We start from the raw sequence: 18,421 nt of genomic DNA on the forward strand, positions 1-18,421 counted from the left end.
CGGGCTCGTGGTCGGCCGGCCCGGCGCCGGGCCGGCCGGTGGGGGGCTCGGCCCCGGGCGGCTCGCCGAGGGCCGCGGGTCCCGCGGACGGTGGGTCGGCGGGGGCCCGGTCGCCGGGCCGCTCGTCGGGTGCGTCGCCGGGCAGGTCGTCGGCGTAGCGACGGCGCAGCCGGCGCGGGACCAGGGAGTCGAGGACCTCGGTGCCCCGGGAGTCCGCGGCCCCGCGTCGGCGCGGCGTATCCACGGACGGCCGGGCCGGGCGTCGCCCGGTGTCCTCGGCCGGCGCCGGGTGGGCGCCGGGGGGTGTCGCGGCGCGTGCGGCCGTGCCGTCGGAGGGGACCGGCAGCCGTCGCGACGCGGGTCCCTCCGGCGGTGGCCCCGGACGCCGGGGGGCGCCGTCCGGCGGGACCGGCAGCGGGCGGGACGGCGGGCTCCCGGGCGGGAGCGGGACCGGCCGGGACGGTCCGCCGTCCCCGGGGGCGGCCGGCGGGCGCGGCGCGGCGTCCTGCGGCGCCCGGCGCCCGGGGGCCGGCGGGAGCGGGTCGCCGGGGTGGCGCGGCACCGGCCCGCCCCGGACGCGGCGTACCCCGGCCGGGGGCACGGCGCCCGCGGGCGGCTGCTCGGGTCGCGGCCGGGAACCGGGGGCCTGCTCCGGTCGCCGCTGGGGACCGGACGGCTGGTCGGGCCGCCGCTGGGGACCGGAGGCCTGTTCGGGGCGCTGCTCCGGGCCGGACGGGTGGTCGGCGCGCTGCCGCGGGCCGGACGGGTGCTCGGGGTGCTGCCGCGGATCGGCCGGGTGCGTGCCCCGCCGGGTGTCGGCGGGCCCGCCGTCCTCCGGGCGCCGGCGGGTACGCCGGGGCCGGCGCACCTCGTCGTCGCCGTCCTGCACCGGGCCTCCTCGTCGCCGCCCTCGGGCGGAGCGCCGTGACGGGCGCGCGCGATACGGCGGGCGCGCCTCTCCGGGGTCGTGCGGTCGCGGTGACCGCGCGGGGATTCTATTCGGCGGTGCCCGGTGCCGGGGGCGCGGGGCGCGACGCGCCGTGCTCCGGTTGGGGGATCGCCCTGCGGCCGGCTGCCGCACCGGCGAGCACCACCCGGCCGTCGGGGCACCGGTGCGCGACGGCGTTGCGTCCGGCCTGCTTGGCCGTGTACAGGAGCACGTCGGCCTCGGTGACCAGGGCCTCGACGTCGCCGTCGCCGGGTGCGGAGCGGGCGACACCGATGCTGATCGTCATCCGCAGGTCCGGGTGCAGGTCGGTCCAGTCGTGGGCCGCGACGCGTTCCCGCGCGGTCTCGCAGGCGGCGACGCCCTCGTCCTCGGTCAGGCCGGGCAGCACGAGCGCGAACTCCTCGCCGCCGTAGCGGGCGCAGAACGCCCCGGCGGGCAGCGTCCGGGCCAGCTCCAGCACCATCCGCTGCAGCACGCGGTCGCCGAACGGGTGCCCGTGCGTGTCGTTGACCAGCTTGAAGTGGTCGATGTCGGCGAGCGCGAGGCACACCGGGGTGCCGGCGTCGGTGGCGAGCAGGTCGGTCAGCCGCTCGTCGAGGTAGCGCCGGTTGTAGGACGCGGTCAGGCTGTCGCGCCGGCTCTGCTCGCGGGCCTCCGCGTGCTCGCGGCGGAGCCGGTCGAGCTCGTCGGCAGGGCTGGGCACGGACGTGCCGTGCAGCAGCCGGACGGCCTCGCGCAGGTGCAGGTAGGCCTGCTCGTAGCGGCGGTGTTCGGCGAGCCGTTCCGCGGCCGCGGTGTGCAGGGCCGCGCGGGCCGCGGGCGAGGCCGGGGCGAGGTCGTCGGCGACGGCGGCCGGCTCGGCCGGCGCCGGGGTGGCCCGGCGCGCGGAGCGCACGAGCCTGCGCACCGTCCATGCCGTGTCGGTCATCGTCCACCTCCCCGGTCGCTGCCGCCCACTGGGACTGTTCATCGGTGGCACGGCGGAACCGCTTGAGACGTACGCGGCGCCGGCACCCGTTCGGCGCCCCTGTTCCCCCGGGACGGGCTAACGCATGATCGCCCCGGGGTCGCGGCGATCAACCGCCGGAGTGCTCCACGTCCGCCCCGAAGGGGACCGAGGGGTCGTCCGGGTCGTCGAGCCAGTGTTCGGGCAGGACGACGCGGCCCGGTGATCCCTGCCGCCCGCGCGGGCCGTCGGCCTCGGCCGGGAACGGCTCGGACGGGTCCAACTGGGACAGCAGCTCGTCGAGGTGGTCGATCGACTCGACCATGCCGAGGCTGCGGCGCAGCTCCGGCCCGACCGGGAACCCCTTGAGGTACCAGGCGATGTGCTTGCGGACGTCGCGGATGCCCTTGTGGTCGCCCATGTGCTCGCAGAGCAGGACCGCGTGCCGGCGCAGGGTGGCCGCCACCTGGCCCAGGTCGGGCGGGGCGGGCAGCGCGCGGCCGGCGAAGGCCGCCTCGAGGTCCCCGAACAGCCACGGGCGGCCCAGGCAGCCGCGGCCGACGACGACGCCGTCGCACCCGGTGCGGGCGACCATGTCCAGCGCGTCCTGCGCGGAGAAGATGTCGCCGTTGCCGAGGACCGGAACGTGCGACGGGACGGCCTCGCGCAGCCGCGCGATCGCGCTCCAGTCCGCGGTGCCGGAGTAGCGCTGGGACGCGGTGCGGGCGTGCAGCGCGACGGCCACGGCGCCCTCGTCGACGGCGATCCGCGCGGCGTCGAGGTAGGTGTGGTGCTCGTCGTCGATGCCGATGCGCATCTTCACCGTGACCGGCCGGTCGCCCGCCCCGGTGACGGCGGCCCGCACGATCCGGCGGAACAGCTCCCGCTTGAACGGCAGCGCCGCGCCGCCCCCGCGGCGGGTCACCTTGGGCACCGGGCAGCCGAAGTTCATGTCGATGTGGTCGGCGAGGTCACGCTCGACGATCATCTCCGCGGCCCGCTGCATCGACACCGGGTCGACGCCGTAGAGCTGCATCGAGCGCGGGTGCTCGTCGGCGTCGAAGGCGATCATGCGGAACGTCAGCGGGTTCTTCTCCACCAGCCCGCGGGCGGTGATCATCTCGCAGACGTAGTAGCCGGCGCCCTGCTCGCGGCAGAGCCGCCGGAAGCCGGGGTTGGTGATGCCGGCCATCGGCGCGAGCACCACCGGCGTCGTCACCTCGAAGGGGCCGATGCGCAGCGGGGGCAGCACGCGCTCGCGGAGGGCGGGGGTGTCCGTCCGCTCGTCGCGGACGCTGTCCAGCACGGTCACGCCGACCATTGTCCCAAACACCGGTGGCCGGACGCGTCCGGGCGCGTCCGGGCGGTCGGCGGGCGACGGCCACGGGCGCCCCGCCGTCGACGGGGACGCTCGCCGGCGGGTCCACCGGGGCGGGGGTCGGCTACCGTGGGTGGTGTGACAGCCGAGGTGGCCGAACGCCCGGACGACGCCCTGGACGCCGTCGCCGAGCCCGTGCCGTGCACGCGGTGCTCGAACACGGCGCTGCTGACGATCGTCGGGCGCTGCGCGGACTGCATCTCCGACATGGGGCGCAACCACCCCGAGGAGCGCGAGGCGTGGAAGCGGGAGCTGACCACGGCGATCGAGAGCCGCGGGCAGTAGACACGCCCCCGCGGTGACGGTGTCGTCGTGACGAGATCGGTGGTTGCGGACGGTAAGGTGGGCTCGGGTTCGCCGTGACCGGCCGGGGGTAACCGGCGGTGGATCCCGCCCGGTGCGACGGTGGCGGTCAGGGGCCTCTAGCTCAATCGGCAGAGCAGCGGACTTTTAATCCGCGGGTTCGGGGTTCGATCCCCCGGGGGCCCACATTCTCCCAGGTCACGAGCCTGACTCCTCGGAATCGTCAAGATCCACCCCCGGATTACCCCCGGGATTGCTGAACACCTCCAGGACTCCGGCGGCCCCGGTCTGGGCGACCTTGCGGCCGAAGTAGTTGTCCTGGGTCATCGAGATCTTGGCGTGCCCGAGCTGGTCGGCGGCCTGGCGCGCGGTGAGGCCGGCCTCGTCCATGAGAGTCGCCACTGTCTTGCGGTAGACGTGGGAGGTGACCCACTCGTACCCGGCTGCGTCGAAGATCTTTCGTAGGTCCGACTGGGTGTTCGACGGGTCCCGCAGCCCACCGTGCGGCGCGGTGAACACGACCTCCCACTCGTTCGGCACGCTCGCGGCACGTCGACGACGAAGCATCGCCACCGCCCAGCCCGGCAGCTCCAGCGTGCGGAAACCGCTCTTGCTCTTCGGCCGGGGCTTGATCGTGAGGCCCTGGCCCTTGATCCGGACGACGGTGCCGCGGACCTCGACCGTCGCGGCGTCGAGATCGAGCGACGGCCAGGTGATGGCGGCTGCCTCACCGATACGCAGGCCGGTCGAGAGCATGAAGTCGGTGAAGTCGACCAGGTCCCATTCCCTGGCCTTCGGATTCGCGCTGATCCTGCCCCGGAGGTCGATGGCCTGCACCACGGTCAGTGACCGGGCGGACGAGGTGGTGTTCTCGATCCGGCCGACGTCGCGCACGAGATTGCGGTCGAGCGCGTCGTGACGGACTGCCAGGCCGACGAGACCGCTGAGCACCGTGCGAGTGGTCTTCGCGGCACCGGCCCCGTACCGGTCGTGGACCTCGACCACCAGGCGATCGAGACGGGATACGGTCAGCTCACGGACCCGCAGCATGCCGACGCCCTCGCGGACGTGCCGGTCCCAGCGGTAGCGGTAGGCCTCGGCAGTCGTCGGTGAGCGCTTGCCCAGCCGGACGGCGCGGTCCATCTCGGCCAACCACAGCTCCCCGAGGTCGCGCACGGTCGAGTCGCGGGTGACCTCACCACCCCGGGAGACCCGGCCGCGGTCGCGTAGGGCCAGCCGCAACGCGTTCTCGGCGCCGGACCGGCTCGGGCCGGTTCGCTCGACGTCACGCACGACCCCGTCGTGATCGCGGTAGCTCGTCCGGGCGCGGTAGCGCTTCTGCCCGAGCTGGTAGACGCGGATGCGGCCGTGCGTGCCGATCGGCAGGGGAGGGCGTGCCATCAGGCCACCTCGTCCCGCAGCGACGCGACCCACTCGCGGACGTCGTCGGGGATGTAGCGGACGTGCTTGCCCATCCGCCGGCCCCGGGGCCCGTAGCCCTGGCAGCGCCAGCGGTAGAGCGTCTGGACGGGGATGCCGAGGTACTCGGCGACATCCTTGACGCCCCACAGCTTCTCGATCCCGTTCATGAGGTCCTCCCGAGGTGTGTGCGGTCGGTGCTGCGGGTCTGGCGTTGCTCGCGTCGGCGTTCGGCGATGCCGAGTGCAATCTCTCGTTCGGCGTCGTTGCGGTGGCCGATGTGGACGACGGCCCAGTCGTTGACCACCAGCACCGATCCGGGGTCGGCCGGAGTGTCGAGGGCGGCGAGGGTCTCGCCGAGCCGGTAGGTGCGCCGGTCCCCGCGGATTGCACCGAAGGTGGTCGAGTAGGCGCGGGATTTGGTGAGGAAGTGGCCGCGGAACCCGAGCATGTGCGCCCAACGGCGCAGGTTCAGCCCCTCGTACTGCTCCTGGCCGCCGAGCTTCCAGGCGGTCTCGATCAGGCGCCGGTGGTGGGGGGTGATGTCGAGGTGGTCGAGGTGGGCGATGTCGCGGATGGGCCGGTCGGTGGCCTCGGACTTGCCGGTGCCCTTGGTGGCGTACTTGGCGACGTAGGCGGCCAGCGCTGAGTCGGTGATCTCGCCGTCGTCGTTCTCCAGCGCCGCCGCGGTCGTGCTCGTGATAGGCCGGATGTCGACCTGCGTCCCCCAGGAGAGCGCCTGCGGGGTGCCGTCGGGCCGGTCGACGGTCAGTGACACGTCGTGTGCTGCGTCCCGGATAGCGGCGTGGAGCGCGTCGGCGGTGATCCCGGCGGGTGGGGCGGTCCAGGGTCCGTCGGGGCCGTCGAGGCGGATGACGGCGTGGAAGTGGACCAGTCCGCGGCGCTGGTACTCGGCGACCTTGGCGTAGGACAGGCGGGCGTGGTCGCGGAAGTCATGGACCTTGACGCCGAGGATCTGGGCGAGGAGGCGGCGGAGGCGGATGGCGAAGCGGTTCCACAGGACCCCGGAGTGCGCCTGCCAGAGGACCGCGCCGATGTAGTCGTGGGTGTCCGGGTCGAGGGCGCAGCCGACGCGGGGGTCGTCGCGGTGGTGCTTGTCGCCGCAGCGGCAGGGGATGACGAGGCCGCGGGCGGTGACCCGGCGGGTGTGGACCGGCCCGAACGACGGCGCGGTCAGCGTGACGAACAGCCGCGGGTGTGCGGCGGCGGTGTCGGGGACGCCCTTGCCGCCGGTCATCCCCGAGCGCAGGAGGTGATAGGCGTCGGAGGCGTAGCGGTCCGAGCAGGCCGGACACACGCTTGCGCGCCTGTTCCCGCACGGGGCCAGGATCTTGCCGTCGCGCTCGGCGAGCACGGTGCCGGTGGCGCGGTCGTAGATCCGCGAGGAGCCGGTCAGGTGGATGGGGGCGGCGCATCCGCCGATGGCGGTGACTTCCCGGCGCCAGGTCTGGAAGCCGTCGGAGCGCAGCAGGTGGGACAGGTCGTGGTCGTGTGGGGTGGTTGTGGCAGCCGTCATCACGGCATCCCTCCCGGGGATGGTTCGTGGCGGTGGGTTGGGGTGGCGCCGGCCCCGCCGGGAGCTGGTCTCGTCTGCGGCGGGGCCGGGCCGGATTGCCGGGGTCAGCGGCGGTAGAGGCGGTGCTCGTGCTCGATCTCGACCGGGCCGGGCGTGTAGCCGTGGTAGCGGGCCAGGAGCCGGGCAGCGGCCCGGTAAGACGATGCGTGGCCGACGGTGGCGCCGTGGTCGTTCTCGACGCGATAGCGGCCGCCGTCGCGCAGCACCGTGCCGCCCTGCCCGGTCGTGCCGAGGCAGACCAGCGCCTTACCGGGCTCGACCACATCGACGCCGATCACACCCGTGGAGCGCTGCGGTTCCTTCGTGGTCTCCGGTGCCCGTGTCGGTTCCGGGATGGGCCGGAGGTGGTCCCAGCGCGACACCATGTCCCGGGTCGCCTTGAGCACGAGCACTGACCGGGCCGGGCTCTCCGTGCCGTTGTGGTGGACGTGATGGATCCCGCCGAGCCGCAGGTGCCCGGTGTCGAGAAGCTGACCGACGGTGTCCCCGTCATGCCTGGCCAGCACCTCAGCGCAGCCAGGTCGAGCCGGGTCCGCGCGCAGCACCAGGCCGGTGCGCTCGATGACGAACAGCCCCGGGTCCTGAACCAGGCCGACGATGCGGGCGACCTCGCGCGGGTCCTGGGTCACGGCGGGGCCGTGGTCGGTGGTCTCGACGGTGACCGGGTCCCCGAACAACGCCCCCTGCACGGTCCCGGTCATGCGGACCACCACCAGGTGGCGCGGGCTTCCCATGACCACTCTCGGGCGAGCTGGCGGACCACGTACCACTCCGCCACGACCGCACCAGCCGTCACAACCCAGAACCAGCCCGACGCTGACCCGAGGTAAAGCCACGTAGCGCCGACGATCAGTACGAAGAGCAGGGTGAACCTGGCCCAGGTGCGGAGCACCCATGCGGTGGTGGTGCCCATCAGGCGGCCCCCTGCTCGGTGTCGAGGTCGATCACGTCCGCGTCCGGCGGTGGGGTGCAGCGGGTCACCAGCTCGGTGATGTCGTCGTCGGAGACGAACGCAGCGCGGAAGCGCACCGGGAGGCGGGAGCCCTTGTCAATCACGAACCCGATCCCGGCGTGGCGGGCGTCGCCGGGGATCTCATCGGCCAACGCACCCCGCTCCCGAGCGCCTTCCCCGAGGACCATGTCGACGTGGGAGGCAGCGGTGACGCCCAGGCAGATCCGTTGGGTGAACAGCTCCCGCACGTCCACGACGTCCTTGGAGGGCTCCTGCAGGTAGCCGTGGACCGCGAACAGCGACGCCCGACCTTGGGTCATCACTTCGGCCAGCAGCCGCAGTGCGTCTCGGACGGAGGTGCGGTCGCCGTAGGCGGTGAGCATGGCCATCTCGTCGATGACCAGCAGCTCCACCGGCGTGCCGGTGCTGGGGGTGCAGGCGCGGATGTTCTGGTCGCGCATGTCGTCCTGCCGGTCGCGCATCGCATCCCGGAACTCCGTGAGCAGCTCCAGCGCGGCGGGCATGGTGGTGGCGTAGCGGTGGAACAGCGGTGCGCCCTGCTCGGTCTCCACCCCACCCTTGAGATCGACCATCCACACGCGGACGATGCCGTCGCGGATGCACGGCCCGACCCCGCGCAGGGTCGACCAGAGGACGGAGCCCTTCCCAGAGCCGGAGGCGCCGACCACGAGGCGGTGTCCGCCGATGACGGGCGCGGTGAAGGGCTCGCCGCGCTCGTTGTCCCCGATCTCCACGGCACCGAGGTCCACATCGTCGACCTGCTCGGGGATGTCCGGGGCCGGGATCGTGCGAGTGAACGGCATCTCCCACTCGATCACGATCGCCACCACGCCCGGTCGGTGGCGGGTGATCGCCACCCGGTGCGCGATCAGCGCCTCCCACAGCACGGACGAGCGCTCCTGCCAGTAGGCGACATCCTGCCCGCGAACGATGCGGACGTACACGGTGTCGATCGACGCCGAGGAAGAGCGGACCCGCAGCACGCGGGGGACAAGCAGATCGCCGGTGTGGCGGTGCTCGCGGGTGAGTCCGGTGTCGGACATGAGCTGGGCCCAGCGACGGCCGCGGTAGACCGTCCAGCGCCGCCAGGTGGCCCGTAGGGCGGGTGCGGCGAACCGATCGAAGGTGGCCGGGTGGGCACGGCCCCAGACCGCCACCGAGGCGACCAGGACGCCGAGCCCGAGTCCGGTGACGAACGGCCCGAGCGTCAGGACCAGGCCCAGGACGACGAGCGGGACGGCGACGAAACCGGGATGCCGTGCGGTCCAAGCCAACGCCTGGAACTCCCGACCCGGAGGCCGAGACGCACGCCCGACATGGGTACGAGCCGGGCCGTTCATACGTGTTGCAGAGCTACTACGCTTGTTCACTGCTACCAGTCCTCACGAGAGTTTGTGTCGGGTAGCAGGGGCGCCCGCTGTGTGTTTCCGCCAAGAATCAGTGCAGCGGGCGACCCCACCACCCAGAGATGGGTTACTTCTGTTCGCGCAAAGCCCCACGCGCCGAATCGAGATGCACGGTCAGGTGGGCAACGTCGCGGGCGAGGTTGTCGTGGGTGTTCTTGAACCCACCCGTCCGATACGGAATCCCGCGCAACGAGCGCCGGAGTTCGCGCATCGCGGCATCCAGTTCCTCGACGGTGCGGTCCACAGCCTTCGACATCACTTCCTCCACTCGCGGGAGACCAACTCGGCCTCCCACTTCTTCGCCGCCGACGCCATCACCCGCAGCGAGGCGTGCGCGGTCTTCGCTGAGGCCCGGATCTCCTCCGGCGACGCAGTCGACCAGTGCTCCCCCTGAGCCCCGGCCTTCGCCGACATCCCCTTGCCGGAGCGCTTGGACTTCGAGTCGCTGGCCTTCGCAGCGACCTTGTCCGCCTCGGCGAGAGCGTCCCCGACCAGCTGCAAGGCCCGCCAGAACTCCCCGTACTTGCGCAAAGCGCGCCGGTTGACCTTCGGCAGCGTCTTGACCCGGTCCCGGGCCCCGAGGTTGATCGCCATGCCGTTCAGACCCCCTTGCGGATCGCGAGCTGGGCCAGGCGCAGGCCCTCGGCGACCCCGGCCCGCCACGCCTGCTCCGTCGCCACCACCGGGTGCTCGGTGCGGGACCAGCGGCGCCGCTCGATCTCCAACCGTCGCACCAGCCGACCCACACCGCTCGTGACCCGCGGGCGGGTACTCGTGTTGGTGTTCATGCCGTGATCTCCATTCCGACCGACGGCCGCGGGCCGTGGGTCTCGCCGTCTCCGAAGCAGCCCGGGCAGACCCCGGAACCACCACACACCCCACACTCGATGCTGTTGATCGAGTCGCCGTAGCCGTCGCACACATCGCAGGACCGGCTACCGCTGCATTCGCCACACACCACCGCAGATCACCCCTGGTCGAGGACACAGGTGTCCCCGTCTCGGAATTACTGGGAATTGCCGGAACACCATTCCGGCGCATGGATTGGGCCGCTCTATCAGGCGGCCGGCCCGCACATCACTGCGGGCGACACCGACGACTCAGAGGTCGGTCAGGAGTGGTTCTCGTCGTCCTTGCCCCGCCGCATCGGCGCGGGAGCGGGGTGGGCGTGCTTGAGGCCCATCGCCTTGAACGCGATCCCCGACACCGTCCGCCCGTCCGCGGACTCGATCGAGTACGGGTTGATCTTCGGGTCGATCAGCTGCACCCGGGCGTCCTCTCCGAACCCGTCCCCCGGGTCGGCGGTCAGGGTCACCTTGATCTCCTCACCCTTCGGCGCCCGCTGCCCGGCCTGGACCTGGAGCTTGGCGAACAGCGACACCACGAACTGTGTCACCCCATCCCGATCCGTGACCGGCACCTCCGCCCCGTTGGCGTCCTGACGGGTCTTAGGTGCGGGCGGCTCCACCACCGTGAGCTTGAAGCCGTCGAGCACCACCGGAAGATCCCTCATCGCTCCACCTCTCGTCGTTGATACCCCTAAACCCTTGCTCAGTCAGACAGCTTGTTCAGGGGGCTAAACAAGCATGGCGTCGGGCGTGGTCCTTGTCAAGGGGCCTAAACTGGCGGGCGTGGTTGATGTTGATGAGGAGTTCCACGCGCTGCGTTCGGAGCCGGATCCGGTCCGACGCGGTCGGCGTGCAACCGACCTGCTGGCTACCTACCAGCAGCGATCGGTGGAACTCGCGCGCATCCGCCGCGCCGCGGTCGAAGAGGCTCGTGACCAGCTCGGCGGCAGCTACACCGAGGTGGCCCGTGCGTTCGGCCTGACCAAGGGCAGGATCACCCAGATCCGGAACACCGCGCCCCCGCCGCATCGGGCGTTCTTCGGCGTCGGTCCGCTCGACATCGCACTACCCGGCCGGCGCCTGCTCGACCGTCAGGACGTCGTCATCGCCACCGAGGACGACGCCACCGGTGCCTACCTGACCGAGGAGACCGAGCGCCTGGCGTTCACCGTCGAGCGTCGCATCATCGACCCGCGGCAGGAGTGGGAACCCGGGCGCGACGCCGTGGTGGTCTGCGGTCCCGCGTCAGCGCACATTGGGAACCTGCTCATGCAGCGCGACCCGCTGCTCACGATGTCGATCGGCGACGGCGCCCGCTGGGCCATCATCGACCACGAGACCGGCGAGCGGTTCCTGTCCCCGATGGACGACGAGCAGCCCAGCCGCGCAGACGTCGCCTACGTGGCCCGCCATGCGATGCCCTCTGGCGCTGTAGTGGTCCACATTGCCGGGATCCACGCCCTCGGGTCGGTGGGAGCGGCGCACTACCTCATGGAGCACGTGCCCGAACTGTGGGCCGAGTTCGGTGACGACTCGTTCAGCATGGCCATCGGGGGACAGTTCCACGAGCTGAACCCCACCGGTTTGGACGTCCTGGTGCCGCCCCGACGGTGGCCCCAGTGAGCATCCACGGTGCGCTGCTACCGGCCGGATCACCTCCCGGGCAAGACCGGTGGATCGCAACACCGCACGGCATCGTCGTGCTCGACGGTGCCACCGCAAGCGCACCCGAGGTCCCACCGGCTGAGCGCTACGTCGACACCCTGCTTGACGCCCTGGCTACCCGACTCGCAGGCCGCGACGAACTGCCTGACGTCATCGCGGAGGCGATCGCCGACGCCACGGGCACCCTAGGAATCGCACCCGGGGGAGGTCCGTCATCGACTGTGGCCCTGCTCCGGTGGACCGAGACAACCATCGAGGTGGCGGCACTCGGTGACAACACCATCGTGCTCGGACTGAACAGCGGGGGAGAGGTTCGCCTTCGCGACGATCGCCTCTCCACCGTCGCCCCAGCCGCCCGCCGGAACTACCACGAGCGCCTACGCCACGGCCACGGCTACGACGACGGACATCGCGACCTCCTGACCACCATCCAGCGCAGCGAAGTCCAGGCCCGCAATACCCAGGACGGCTACTGGATCGCCGAAGCCGACCCCGCCGCGGGACACCACGCCGAGACCATGCACCTTCCCAACGAATCCGTTTCCTGGGCCGTCATCGCCACCGACGGCGCTCAGCGGGTCATCGACCATCTCGGCCTGCCCTGGGCTGATGTTGCCGCCAGCGACGATACGGAGCTCCAAGCTCTGCTTGACCGGCTGCACCGCTGGGAGACCGAGAACGACCCGAACGGGCAGGCCCTCCCACGAGCCAAGCCGCACGACGACAAGACCCTCGTCGTCTGGCAGCCCAACCGAGCATGACCAGCATCCCGCGCCACTCCGTGGCCGTAGCCGGGGTCACCGTACGCGAAGACGGACGCATCCTCGTTGTGCAGCGTCGCGACAACGGCCACTGGGAAGCGCCGGGCGGGGTCCTCGAACAGGACGAGACCTTCGAGCAAGGTGTCGTCCGGGAGATCGCCGAAGAGACGGGTGTGACGGTCGCCGTCGACCACCTCAGCGGGGTCTACAAGAACATGACCATTGGCGTCGTCGCCATCGTCTACCGCTGCCACTTCGTCTCCGGCGCGCCGACGACCACCGCGGAATCGCAGCGCGTCGAGTGGCTCACGGCTGACGAGGTCGAGGACCGCATGATGCCCGCCTACGCCGTCCGGATTCTCGACGCGCTCACCGCGGAACCCTGCTCGCGAGCTCACGACGGGACGATCGTCCACCCCTGCTGAACAGCACGAATCGCACCATCGGGCGGCGACAGCGCTCGCCGTGTCTAGACCTTCCATTCGGTATCAAGGCGGCGCTTTCAGCGCCGCCGATGAGTGTCCGCGCAGCGCGTGCGGCCTCCGGCCGTTCCCCGCGCGGACACTCATCGGCGCATGCCTCTATTCTTCGGCCGCCGCAGAGAGTCGAATCGAGGGAAGCGCCTCTACAACCCGCCTCGTCTCAATACTCACCGTGACAATACGCTTCAGAAGATCGACGATGTATCTGGGTTCCCGCTGCTCCACAGCCCACATGTTCGGGTCATTCACCAGCCCGGAGTTCTTGTCGGCAGGCTTCAGCTGGTACCGGTCCATGACCCACTCGATTGCGGACCTTGGGCCAACGGTGTAGGCGTAAGCCTCGTCCGGGATCCCGTGAAGGCTGACATTGCTGTTTACTACAATCGTAGTCCGGTCGATCTTCTTCGTTTGCGCATTCTTTGCGAATCGCATCTTCTGAACGGTAAATGTACGTGGATCCGCAGGCGATCCTGCTACTTCCTCCCGGAGGGGGTACGGATTGACTGTCTCGTATCCTACGTGTAGATCTGCTAGGAGCCTGCCGGCCGCGGCGAAATGCTCGAACGCGTCGACCATCGGAATGCGAGGCAGAACCTTCTTCAAGTCTCCAAAGTACTTGGCCTGGTACTCGGGACTGTGTAGCAGTCCGTACACGTAGAAGAAGATATCGTCCTTCGTCGTCGATCTTCCGTAAGTCCGACGGTACTTGGCCAAGATTGAGTCGGGAATATTATCTACACGCCTGAAACCGCCCACGACGTCCGACTGGTCAAAAAGCTCAAGGCCTCCGTCATCAGGAACCGACTCATAGCTCCACCGCGGAAATACTTGGCCACCGCTACCCGCGCCCGTGACGTGAAGGTCCGGGAGCCTGTCGACCATTAGAACCGAAAAGGGAACGTCTGAACCCATTCCGACGTTGTAGATGCACAAATTCTGATGTGAGCCCGTCGGGAAAATTCGACGCAAGCGCCCCTCGATGTGATTGAGCGCTTTATTGTAGTATGCGTGCACCTTAGTGAAGGGGCGGTAGACGGCCGTCGTGAAGGCTGAATTATCTACTTCGATCGCTTCACCTCTCTTGTGGCGCTGCCGGAGACTATTCGTCCAACTGATCCGTCGAGGATTGAGGTCGATTCCTCGTCTATTTCTTAAATCAGAGTTGAAAGCCTCAGCGGTTGTGAGGATGTTGGCTCTCAGTTCTGGAGCCGAGAAGTTGTACACCCACGAGTCGCGCCCTGTCTCCAGCCCTCGTGAGTACGTTGTGAAGACAGACTCTCGCCCCGTAAGCTTGTCACCGATCGGGTCGTACTTATCAAAGTCGTCGTCACGCTGGTCGAACCAGTCTCCGTACTTGTCTGGCCAACGCTGTTCCCAGTCAATGTCGGGGAAGAGACTAGAGCCAACGACATCAAGTTTCTGCCTCGCGGTCAGGTAATCAGCTACCTGACTGTAGTACACCGCGCCGGCAGTATCAGCGGAATGCGCGCCAGGTCGCTTGACGAGAAACGTGATCGCGATTGTTGTGCGCGAACCTCCCGATCCCTTGCGGCCATCTTCGAAGATGGGCCGCCCTTCTTTGCGCCCATTCTCCCCAGCGATACGGCCGTTACCGCGCAGATTGAATACGTAGATCGAATCGAATTCGTCGACGAGGCATTTCCGAAGTCCGCCCATGAGATTGGAGTCCAGATAGCCCCCGTTCGAAACATAGGCGATGACTCCCTGATCTCCAAGACGGTCGGATGCCCATCGGATCGCTCGGATATACGAGTCGTACAGGGCGTTATTGCCGCCCCTGCCGCGGCCCTTATTATAGGTGGAGTCGATTCGGCTATCGAGCGTCGGGTACTTCAATTTCTCATTGCCGTCATTAGCGGTAGTCTGCCCGACTGAATAGGGCGGGTTTCCGGCAATGACGCGAATCGGCATCTGCTTCTGCTTGACGACGCGATCATTATTCCGAACGAAGACCGAGTCGTCTAGTGCATCATCGAACTCGTGCATCTGGAAGGTGTCAGTCAGCACGATGCCATCGAATGGCTGGTAGTCGTGCCCAATCGTGTGCAGCAGACCGTGGAATGTCGTCTCGATGTTGACTGCGGCTACGTAGTAGGCGAGGAGATTGATCTCGTTCGCGTGCAGCTCGCTCGTGTACTTTCGCATAAGAGCATTCGGCGAGATCAAGTCGGACTGTAGAAGTCGAACGATGAAAGTTCCCGTGCCAGTGAAGGGGTCAAGAAAGTGCACGCCCTCGTCGTTCAACGATGCGTCAAATTCGGACCGCAGTAGGTGATCGACTGAGCGCAAAATAAAGTCCACGATCTCGACGGGAGTGTAGACAATGCCGAGAGATTCAGCCGTTTTCGGAAATGCGTTCTGAAAGAAGCGCTCGTAGAGCTCGGTGACGATTCGTTGCTTACCTTCACCGTTGTCGATTCCGGCAGCGCGCATTCGAACAGAAGCGTAGAAGGAATCTAGGGACTCCGACTCCTTTTCCAATCCTGAGCTATCGAGGGCGTCTAGCATCTCCTGCATGACAACAGCGACCGGGTTAGTGGCCGAGAAGCTAGTAGACTCGAAGAGTGCGTCGAACACTGGCTTCGTAATAATGTGCTGGGCCAGCATCTCGATCGCGTTGGCCTCAGTAATCGAATCATTCAGATTTGCCCGCAGGGCATCGTGGAATGAAGAGAACTGACCTCTAATCTCACCGGCGCTGTCATCCTCAAGAGCAGTGCGAATTCGAACAACGTGGCGGTCCGCAATATCCGCGATATCACGCGCCCAGTCCTCCCAGTAGCGTCGATCGCCCACCTTGGACACAATCCTGGCATAGATCGCATCGCGCCACTCGTCGGACCATGTCAACGGTATTTGAGTTTGAGCGCCCTGCTGTTCCCGCGCACTGCCGCCATCGAGATCCGCAGATCCAATGCCAATGACTTGAAGCTTGTCGTCCTTCGAGCGGTTCAGCTCGATCTTGTTTACCATCGCGTTGAAACGGTCATCGTGGGCACGGAGTGCCTGCAGGACTTGCCAGACGACTCGATACTTTGAGTTGTCGGAGAGGGCATCCTCTGGCGGCATGTCAGCCGGAACGCCAATCGGCAAGATTACGTATCCGTACTCTTTTCCTTCGGCTCTTCGCATGACTCGGCCGACGGACTGAACAACATCGACAACTGAGTTGCGAGGGTTGAGGAAGAGAACTGCGTCGAGGGCTGGCACGTCTACGCCTTCAGAAAGGCACCGGGCATTCGACAGGATCCGACAGGTATTGCCTTGGACGTCGGCCTTCAGCCAGTCGAGGAGTCGATTCCGCTCAAGTACGTTGAACGTTCCATCGACATGCCGCGCTTCACATTCAAGACTGTCGGCATCTTGTGCAGCTAGCTGATCGCTCACAGTCTCGAAGAGGCGAGCAATCCGCTTAGATACTCGGATGTTTTCCGCGAAGGCGACTGCTCGCCTCATAGGCTGAAGGTCAACTTGGAGTTTTGACTCGTCAACTCCACGTTTCGCCAGCCCGCTCCAGCATCCCACCAACTTTGCGGCGTCATCTAGACCTAGCTCGTGGTCATCGTCGGAAAGCTGCTGCTGGAACTGTCGAGAGACGACGCTCTCGTCGACCGCTAGGACGAGGACCTTATAGTCGCTAAGCAGGCCCTTCTCCACTGCCTCTCCGAACCCGAGCCGGTGGAATTCAGGCCCGAAGAGGTCGGAATCATCCATCGAGGCCAAGACCGCGGTGCCTTCGGCCGCTTTTGTCTTGCTCGAATCATCATAGATTCTCGGAGTGGCTGTCATGTACAGTCGTCGCTGTGCTCGAATAAATTTCGAGTTATGGACTCGTACAAATGAAGACTCGTCAGCGCCAGCTAGCGTCACGCCGGTTGTTCGGTGCGCTTCGTCGCAGATGACAAGATCGAACTCGCCAATTCCTTGTTCCTGCGCCGCGGCTACTGCTGCGATGGATTGGTAGGTCGAGAATACTACTGTCATCGCATCCTGGGAGGATGTCGCCCCAATCTGCTCTACGAGTTTCGACGCATTCGTTGTAGCCGGGTATTCCAGGTCGACGCTACTCATATCTTCGCCGCGACCTCGGCCGACCTTCACGTCTGAGCAAACGGCGAAAGACCGCAGATCGACTACAGACTCCTGAACCCATTCTCGGATGCTCTGGGAGAGCAAGGAGATCGAAGGGACTAGAAAGAGCACGCGTCCGCCCGGCCCGACGATGTCCTCCGCGAGCCGTAGGCTCGTGAACGTCTTGCCTGTTCCACAGGCCATTATCAGCTTGCCGCGTTCGGAGGACTGAAATCCCTTCCTTACGTCCGCCACAGCGGTAAGTTGATGAGCGCGAAGCTTCTTCTTCTCCTTCGTAGGAAGAGTTGCAGGCTTCGACCACTGGAAGTGGTCCCAATCGATGACACTATCGTTCAGAGTTGAGACGTCCAACCGCTGCGTAACTATATGCTGATCCTTGAGTGCATCTTCTGCATGCTCCGACCACGAGTCACTCGTAGTGACGATGATTCGTCGACTGAAAGAGGTCTTTCCTGAAGCAGTAAAGAATGAGTCGAGATCACTCTTTTGGACTCGATGATTCGCAGAGTAGAATTTGCATTGGATGGCGGCGAGTTGACCGGTCCCGCGCTCCTCCGCCACGAGGTCGATTCCCGTGTCGCGCTTTCTGTCGCGAGCTGGCCACTCAGACCATAGCCAGACATTCTCGAATTGAGCCGACCAGACCGGGTCGGTGCGCATGTACGCCTGCACCAAGCGCTCGAAGCGATCGCCCTTGTCTCGTTCGTCGAGGGCAGTCTCACGCAGATCGTCGAGGAGGCCCTGGATCGTGATAGCCACGTGGTCATCGTGCACTACGGATCAAGCAACCACGGACCTCGGTGAGTCGCGATGCCGTTACGATCCGTCTACCAGGAAGAGGCCAGGCCCTCGCCGGGCAGGCAGGTCTCCGGGATGGTGGCATCGTGCCATCCCGTCGACCTCCCGGAGGGCGTACCGCACGGACGCCCGTGGGCGGAGCGTGGCATGGTCGGGTGCGGCTGCGTCGAGGGCCGCCCACGGGCGCCCGCACGGTCGGTCTGGCGACAGGTCGACGGGATGGCACGCGGAACGCGCAGGGGAGCGGGCTCGCCCCTAGGTTACCCCCGGGAATCAACGACAGAAGCCGACGACGGACCGTGGCCCGTGGAAGACGCTTCAGCGAGTCCTTGCAGCGCACGATGGGTTACGGCGAACGTCGAGCGTTGCCGGAATTAGTGGATCTTGTCTCCGCGGGTTCGGGGTTCGATCCCCCGGGGGCCCACACAATCACCAGGTCAGGGCGATGCGCCCGGCTCGCTGTCACGATCAGAGTGCGGTTGTGGGACGGGTTTCGTGTCCTCGGCGAACACGTCCTCCAGGACGTCGGCGGTCTGACGGTCGGCGAGCCGGCGGCCGCGATAGCGATCCTGGGGCATGCTGATCTCGGAGTGGCCGAGCTGGTCACTGATCTTTCGGACAGTGACGTGCGAGTCGTCGAGGAAGTTCGCGACGGTCGTCCGCAGGGTGTGGCTCACCACCCGGCCCAGCCGGCATCGGATCGTGGGGTGCAGGAACCAGGCGTCGACCGGACGGCGCCGGGCCGGACGCTCGCGACGACGGCGCCCAGCCCGGCCGTCCGGG

The 18,421-nt window shown here is 67.6% G+C and carries 19 protein-coding genes, 1 tRNA gene and 1 pseudogene; 6 read left to right on the forward strand and 15 right to left on the reverse strand.

Annotated features, from left to right (window positions below; genetic code table 11):
- A pseudogene (locus WJX68_RS24275) lies at positions 1-244 on the reverse strand (hypothetical protein); the annotation flags it as partial.
- Between the two features lie 306 nt (positions 245-550).
- Here WJX68_RS24275 and WJX68_RS24280 point away from each other — a divergent pair.
- Positions 551-928: a hypothetical protein gene (locus WJX68_RS24280; protein ID WP_340295128.1), complete on the forward strand. Its 378-nt coding sequence runs from the start codon at positions 551-553 to the stop codon at positions 926-928.
- Between the two features lie 67 nt (positions 929-995).
- Here the strand turns inward: WJX68_RS24280 and WJX68_RS24285 are convergent, their stop codons facing one another.
- Together WJX68_RS24285 and dusB are read right to left on the reverse strand one after the other, a co-directional pair.
- The gene (locus WJX68_RS24285) at positions 996-1,877 is read right to left on the reverse strand and encodes a GGDEF domain-containing protein (RefSeq protein ID WP_340295130.1); all 882 of its coding nucleotides are present in this window, start codon (positions 1,875-1,877) and stop codon (positions 996-998) included.
- Between the two features lie 148 nt (positions 1,878-2,025).
- Entirely contained in the window at positions 2,026-3,147 is a 1,122-nt protein-coding gene (dusB, locus tag WJX68_RS24290) for a tRNA dihydrouridine synthase DusB (RefSeq protein ID WP_340295226.1), read from the reverse strand.
- A 204-nt stretch (positions 3,148-3,351) separates the two neighbouring features.
- On the opposite strand from dusB, the gene WJX68_RS24295 reads away from it, so the two are divergent.
- Both WJX68_RS24295 and WJX68_RS24300 read left to right on the forward strand, forming a co-directional pair.
- Positions 3,352-3,558, forward strand: a complete 207-nt coding sequence (locus WJX68_RS24295) for a hypothetical protein (RefSeq protein ID WP_340295132.1) — start codon at positions 3,352-3,354, stop codon at positions 3,556-3,558.
- Between the two features lie 131 nt (positions 3,559-3,689).
- Positions 3,690-3,762, forward strand: a tRNA-Lys gene (locus tag WJX68_RS24300).
- Positions 3,763-3,774: 12 nt separating this feature from the next.
- Here WJX68_RS24300 and WJX68_RS24305 read toward each other — a convergent pair.
- The 10 genes from WJX68_RS24305 to WJX68_RS24350 all read right to left on the reverse strand — a co-directional run bounded on the left by WJX68_RS24305 (position 3,775) and on the right by WJX68_RS24350 (position 10,484).
- Entirely contained in the window at positions 3,775-4,977 is a 1,203-nt protein-coding gene (locus WJX68_RS24305; RefSeq protein WP_340295134.1) for a site-specific integrase, read from the reverse strand.
- Complete coding sequence (locus WJX68_RS24310; RefSeq protein WP_062401553.1) at positions 4,977-5,165, reverse strand: helix-turn-helix transcriptional regulator; 189 nt, start codon at positions 5,163-5,165, stop codon at positions 4,977-4,979. The genes WJX68_RS24305 and WJX68_RS24310 overlap by 1 nt, the downstream gene beginning before the upstream one ends.
- Entirely contained in the window at positions 5,162-6,532 is a 1,371-nt protein-coding gene (locus WJX68_RS24315; RefSeq protein ID WP_340295140.1) for a replication initiator, read from the reverse strand. Before WJX68_RS24315 ends, WJX68_RS24310 begins: the two co-directional genes overlap by 4 nt.
- Before the next feature lie 104 nt (positions 6,533-6,636).
- The gene (locus tag WJX68_RS24320) at positions 6,637-7,221 is read right to left on the reverse strand and encodes a hypothetical protein (protein WP_340295142.1); all 585 of its coding nucleotides are present in this window, start codon (positions 7,219-7,221) and stop codon (positions 6,637-6,639) included.
- A 68-nt stretch (positions 7,222-7,289) separates the two neighbouring features.
- Complete coding sequence (locus WJX68_RS24325) at positions 7,290-7,505, reverse strand: hypothetical protein (RefSeq protein ID WP_340295144.1); 216 nt, start codon at positions 7,503-7,505, stop codon at positions 7,290-7,292.
- Positions 7,505-8,935 (reverse strand): FtsK/SpoIIIE domain-containing protein, encoded by a 1,431-nt coding sequence (locus WJX68_RS24330; RefSeq protein WP_340295146.1) that lies wholly within the window; start codon positions 8,933-8,935, stop codon positions 7,505-7,507. Before WJX68_RS24330 ends, WJX68_RS24325 begins: the two co-directional genes overlap by 1 nt.
- Positions 8,936-9,038: 103 nt before the next feature.
- A complete protein-coding gene (locus WJX68_RS24335; RefSeq protein ID WP_340295148.1) occupies positions 9,039-9,227 on the reverse strand; it encodes a hypothetical protein in 189 nt (62 codons plus the stop codon).
- Positions 9,227-9,565: a hypothetical protein gene (locus tag WJX68_RS24340; protein ID WP_340295150.1), complete on the reverse strand. Its 339-nt coding sequence runs from the start codon at positions 9,563-9,565 to the stop codon at positions 9,227-9,229. The genes WJX68_RS24335 and WJX68_RS24340 overlap by 1 nt, the downstream gene beginning before the upstream one ends.
- 5 nt (positions 9,566-9,570) lie before the next feature.
- The gene (locus WJX68_RS24345) at positions 9,571-9,759 is read right to left on the reverse strand and encodes a hypothetical protein (protein WP_340295152.1); all 189 of its coding nucleotides are present in this window, start codon (positions 9,757-9,759) and stop codon (positions 9,571-9,573) included.
- Positions 9,760-10,082: 323 nt separating this feature from the next.
- Complete coding sequence (locus tag WJX68_RS24350) at positions 10,083-10,484, reverse strand: hypothetical protein (RefSeq protein WP_340295154.1); 402 nt, start codon at positions 10,482-10,484, stop codon at positions 10,083-10,085.
- Positions 10,485-10,569: 85 nt separating this feature from the next.
- Here WJX68_RS24350 and WJX68_RS24355 point away from each other — a divergent pair, with 85 nt between their 5' ends.
- From WJX68_RS24355 to WJX68_RS24365, 3 genes are read left to right on the forward strand one after another with little or no spacing between them, the layout of a single operon-like run.
- Complete coding sequence (locus WJX68_RS24355; RefSeq protein ID WP_340295156.1) at positions 10,570-11,442, forward strand: hypothetical protein; 873 nt, start codon at positions 10,570-10,572, stop codon at positions 11,440-11,442.
- Positions 11,439-12,245 carry a hypothetical protein gene (locus WJX68_RS24360; RefSeq protein WP_340295158.1) on the forward strand — a complete coding sequence of 269 codons (807 nt, stop codon included), beginning with the start codon at positions 11,439-11,441 and terminating at the stop codon, positions 12,243-12,245. Before WJX68_RS24355 ends, WJX68_RS24360 begins: the two co-directional genes overlap by 4 nt.
- Positions 12,242-12,670 carry an NUDIX hydrolase gene (locus tag WJX68_RS24365; RefSeq protein WP_340295160.1) on the forward strand — a complete coding sequence of 143 codons (429 nt, stop codon included), beginning with the start codon at positions 12,242-12,244 and terminating at the stop codon, positions 12,668-12,670. The genes WJX68_RS24360 and WJX68_RS24365 overlap by 4 nt, the downstream gene beginning before the upstream one ends.
- A 156-nt stretch (positions 12,671-12,826) precedes the next feature.
- On the opposite strand, the gene WJX68_RS24370 is transcribed toward WJX68_RS24365, so the two are convergent.
- A complete protein-coding gene (locus tag WJX68_RS24370; protein WP_340295162.1) occupies positions 12,827-17,599 on the reverse strand; it encodes a DEAD/DEAH box helicase in 4,773 nt (1,590 codons plus the stop codon).
- Positions 17,600-18,075: 476 nt separating this feature from the next.
- Complete coding sequence (locus WJX68_RS24375; protein ID WP_340295164.1) at positions 18,076-18,315, reverse strand: site-specific integrase; 240 nt, start codon at positions 18,313-18,315, stop codon at positions 18,076-18,078.
- Positions 18,316-18,421 lie beyond the last annotated feature (106 nt).

Source organism: Pseudonocardia spirodelae, from assembly GCF_037727765.1.
GTDB classification, from domain to species: Bacteria; Actinomycetota; Actinomycetes; order Mycobacteriales; family Pseudonocardiaceae; genus Pseudonocardia; species Pseudonocardia spirodelae.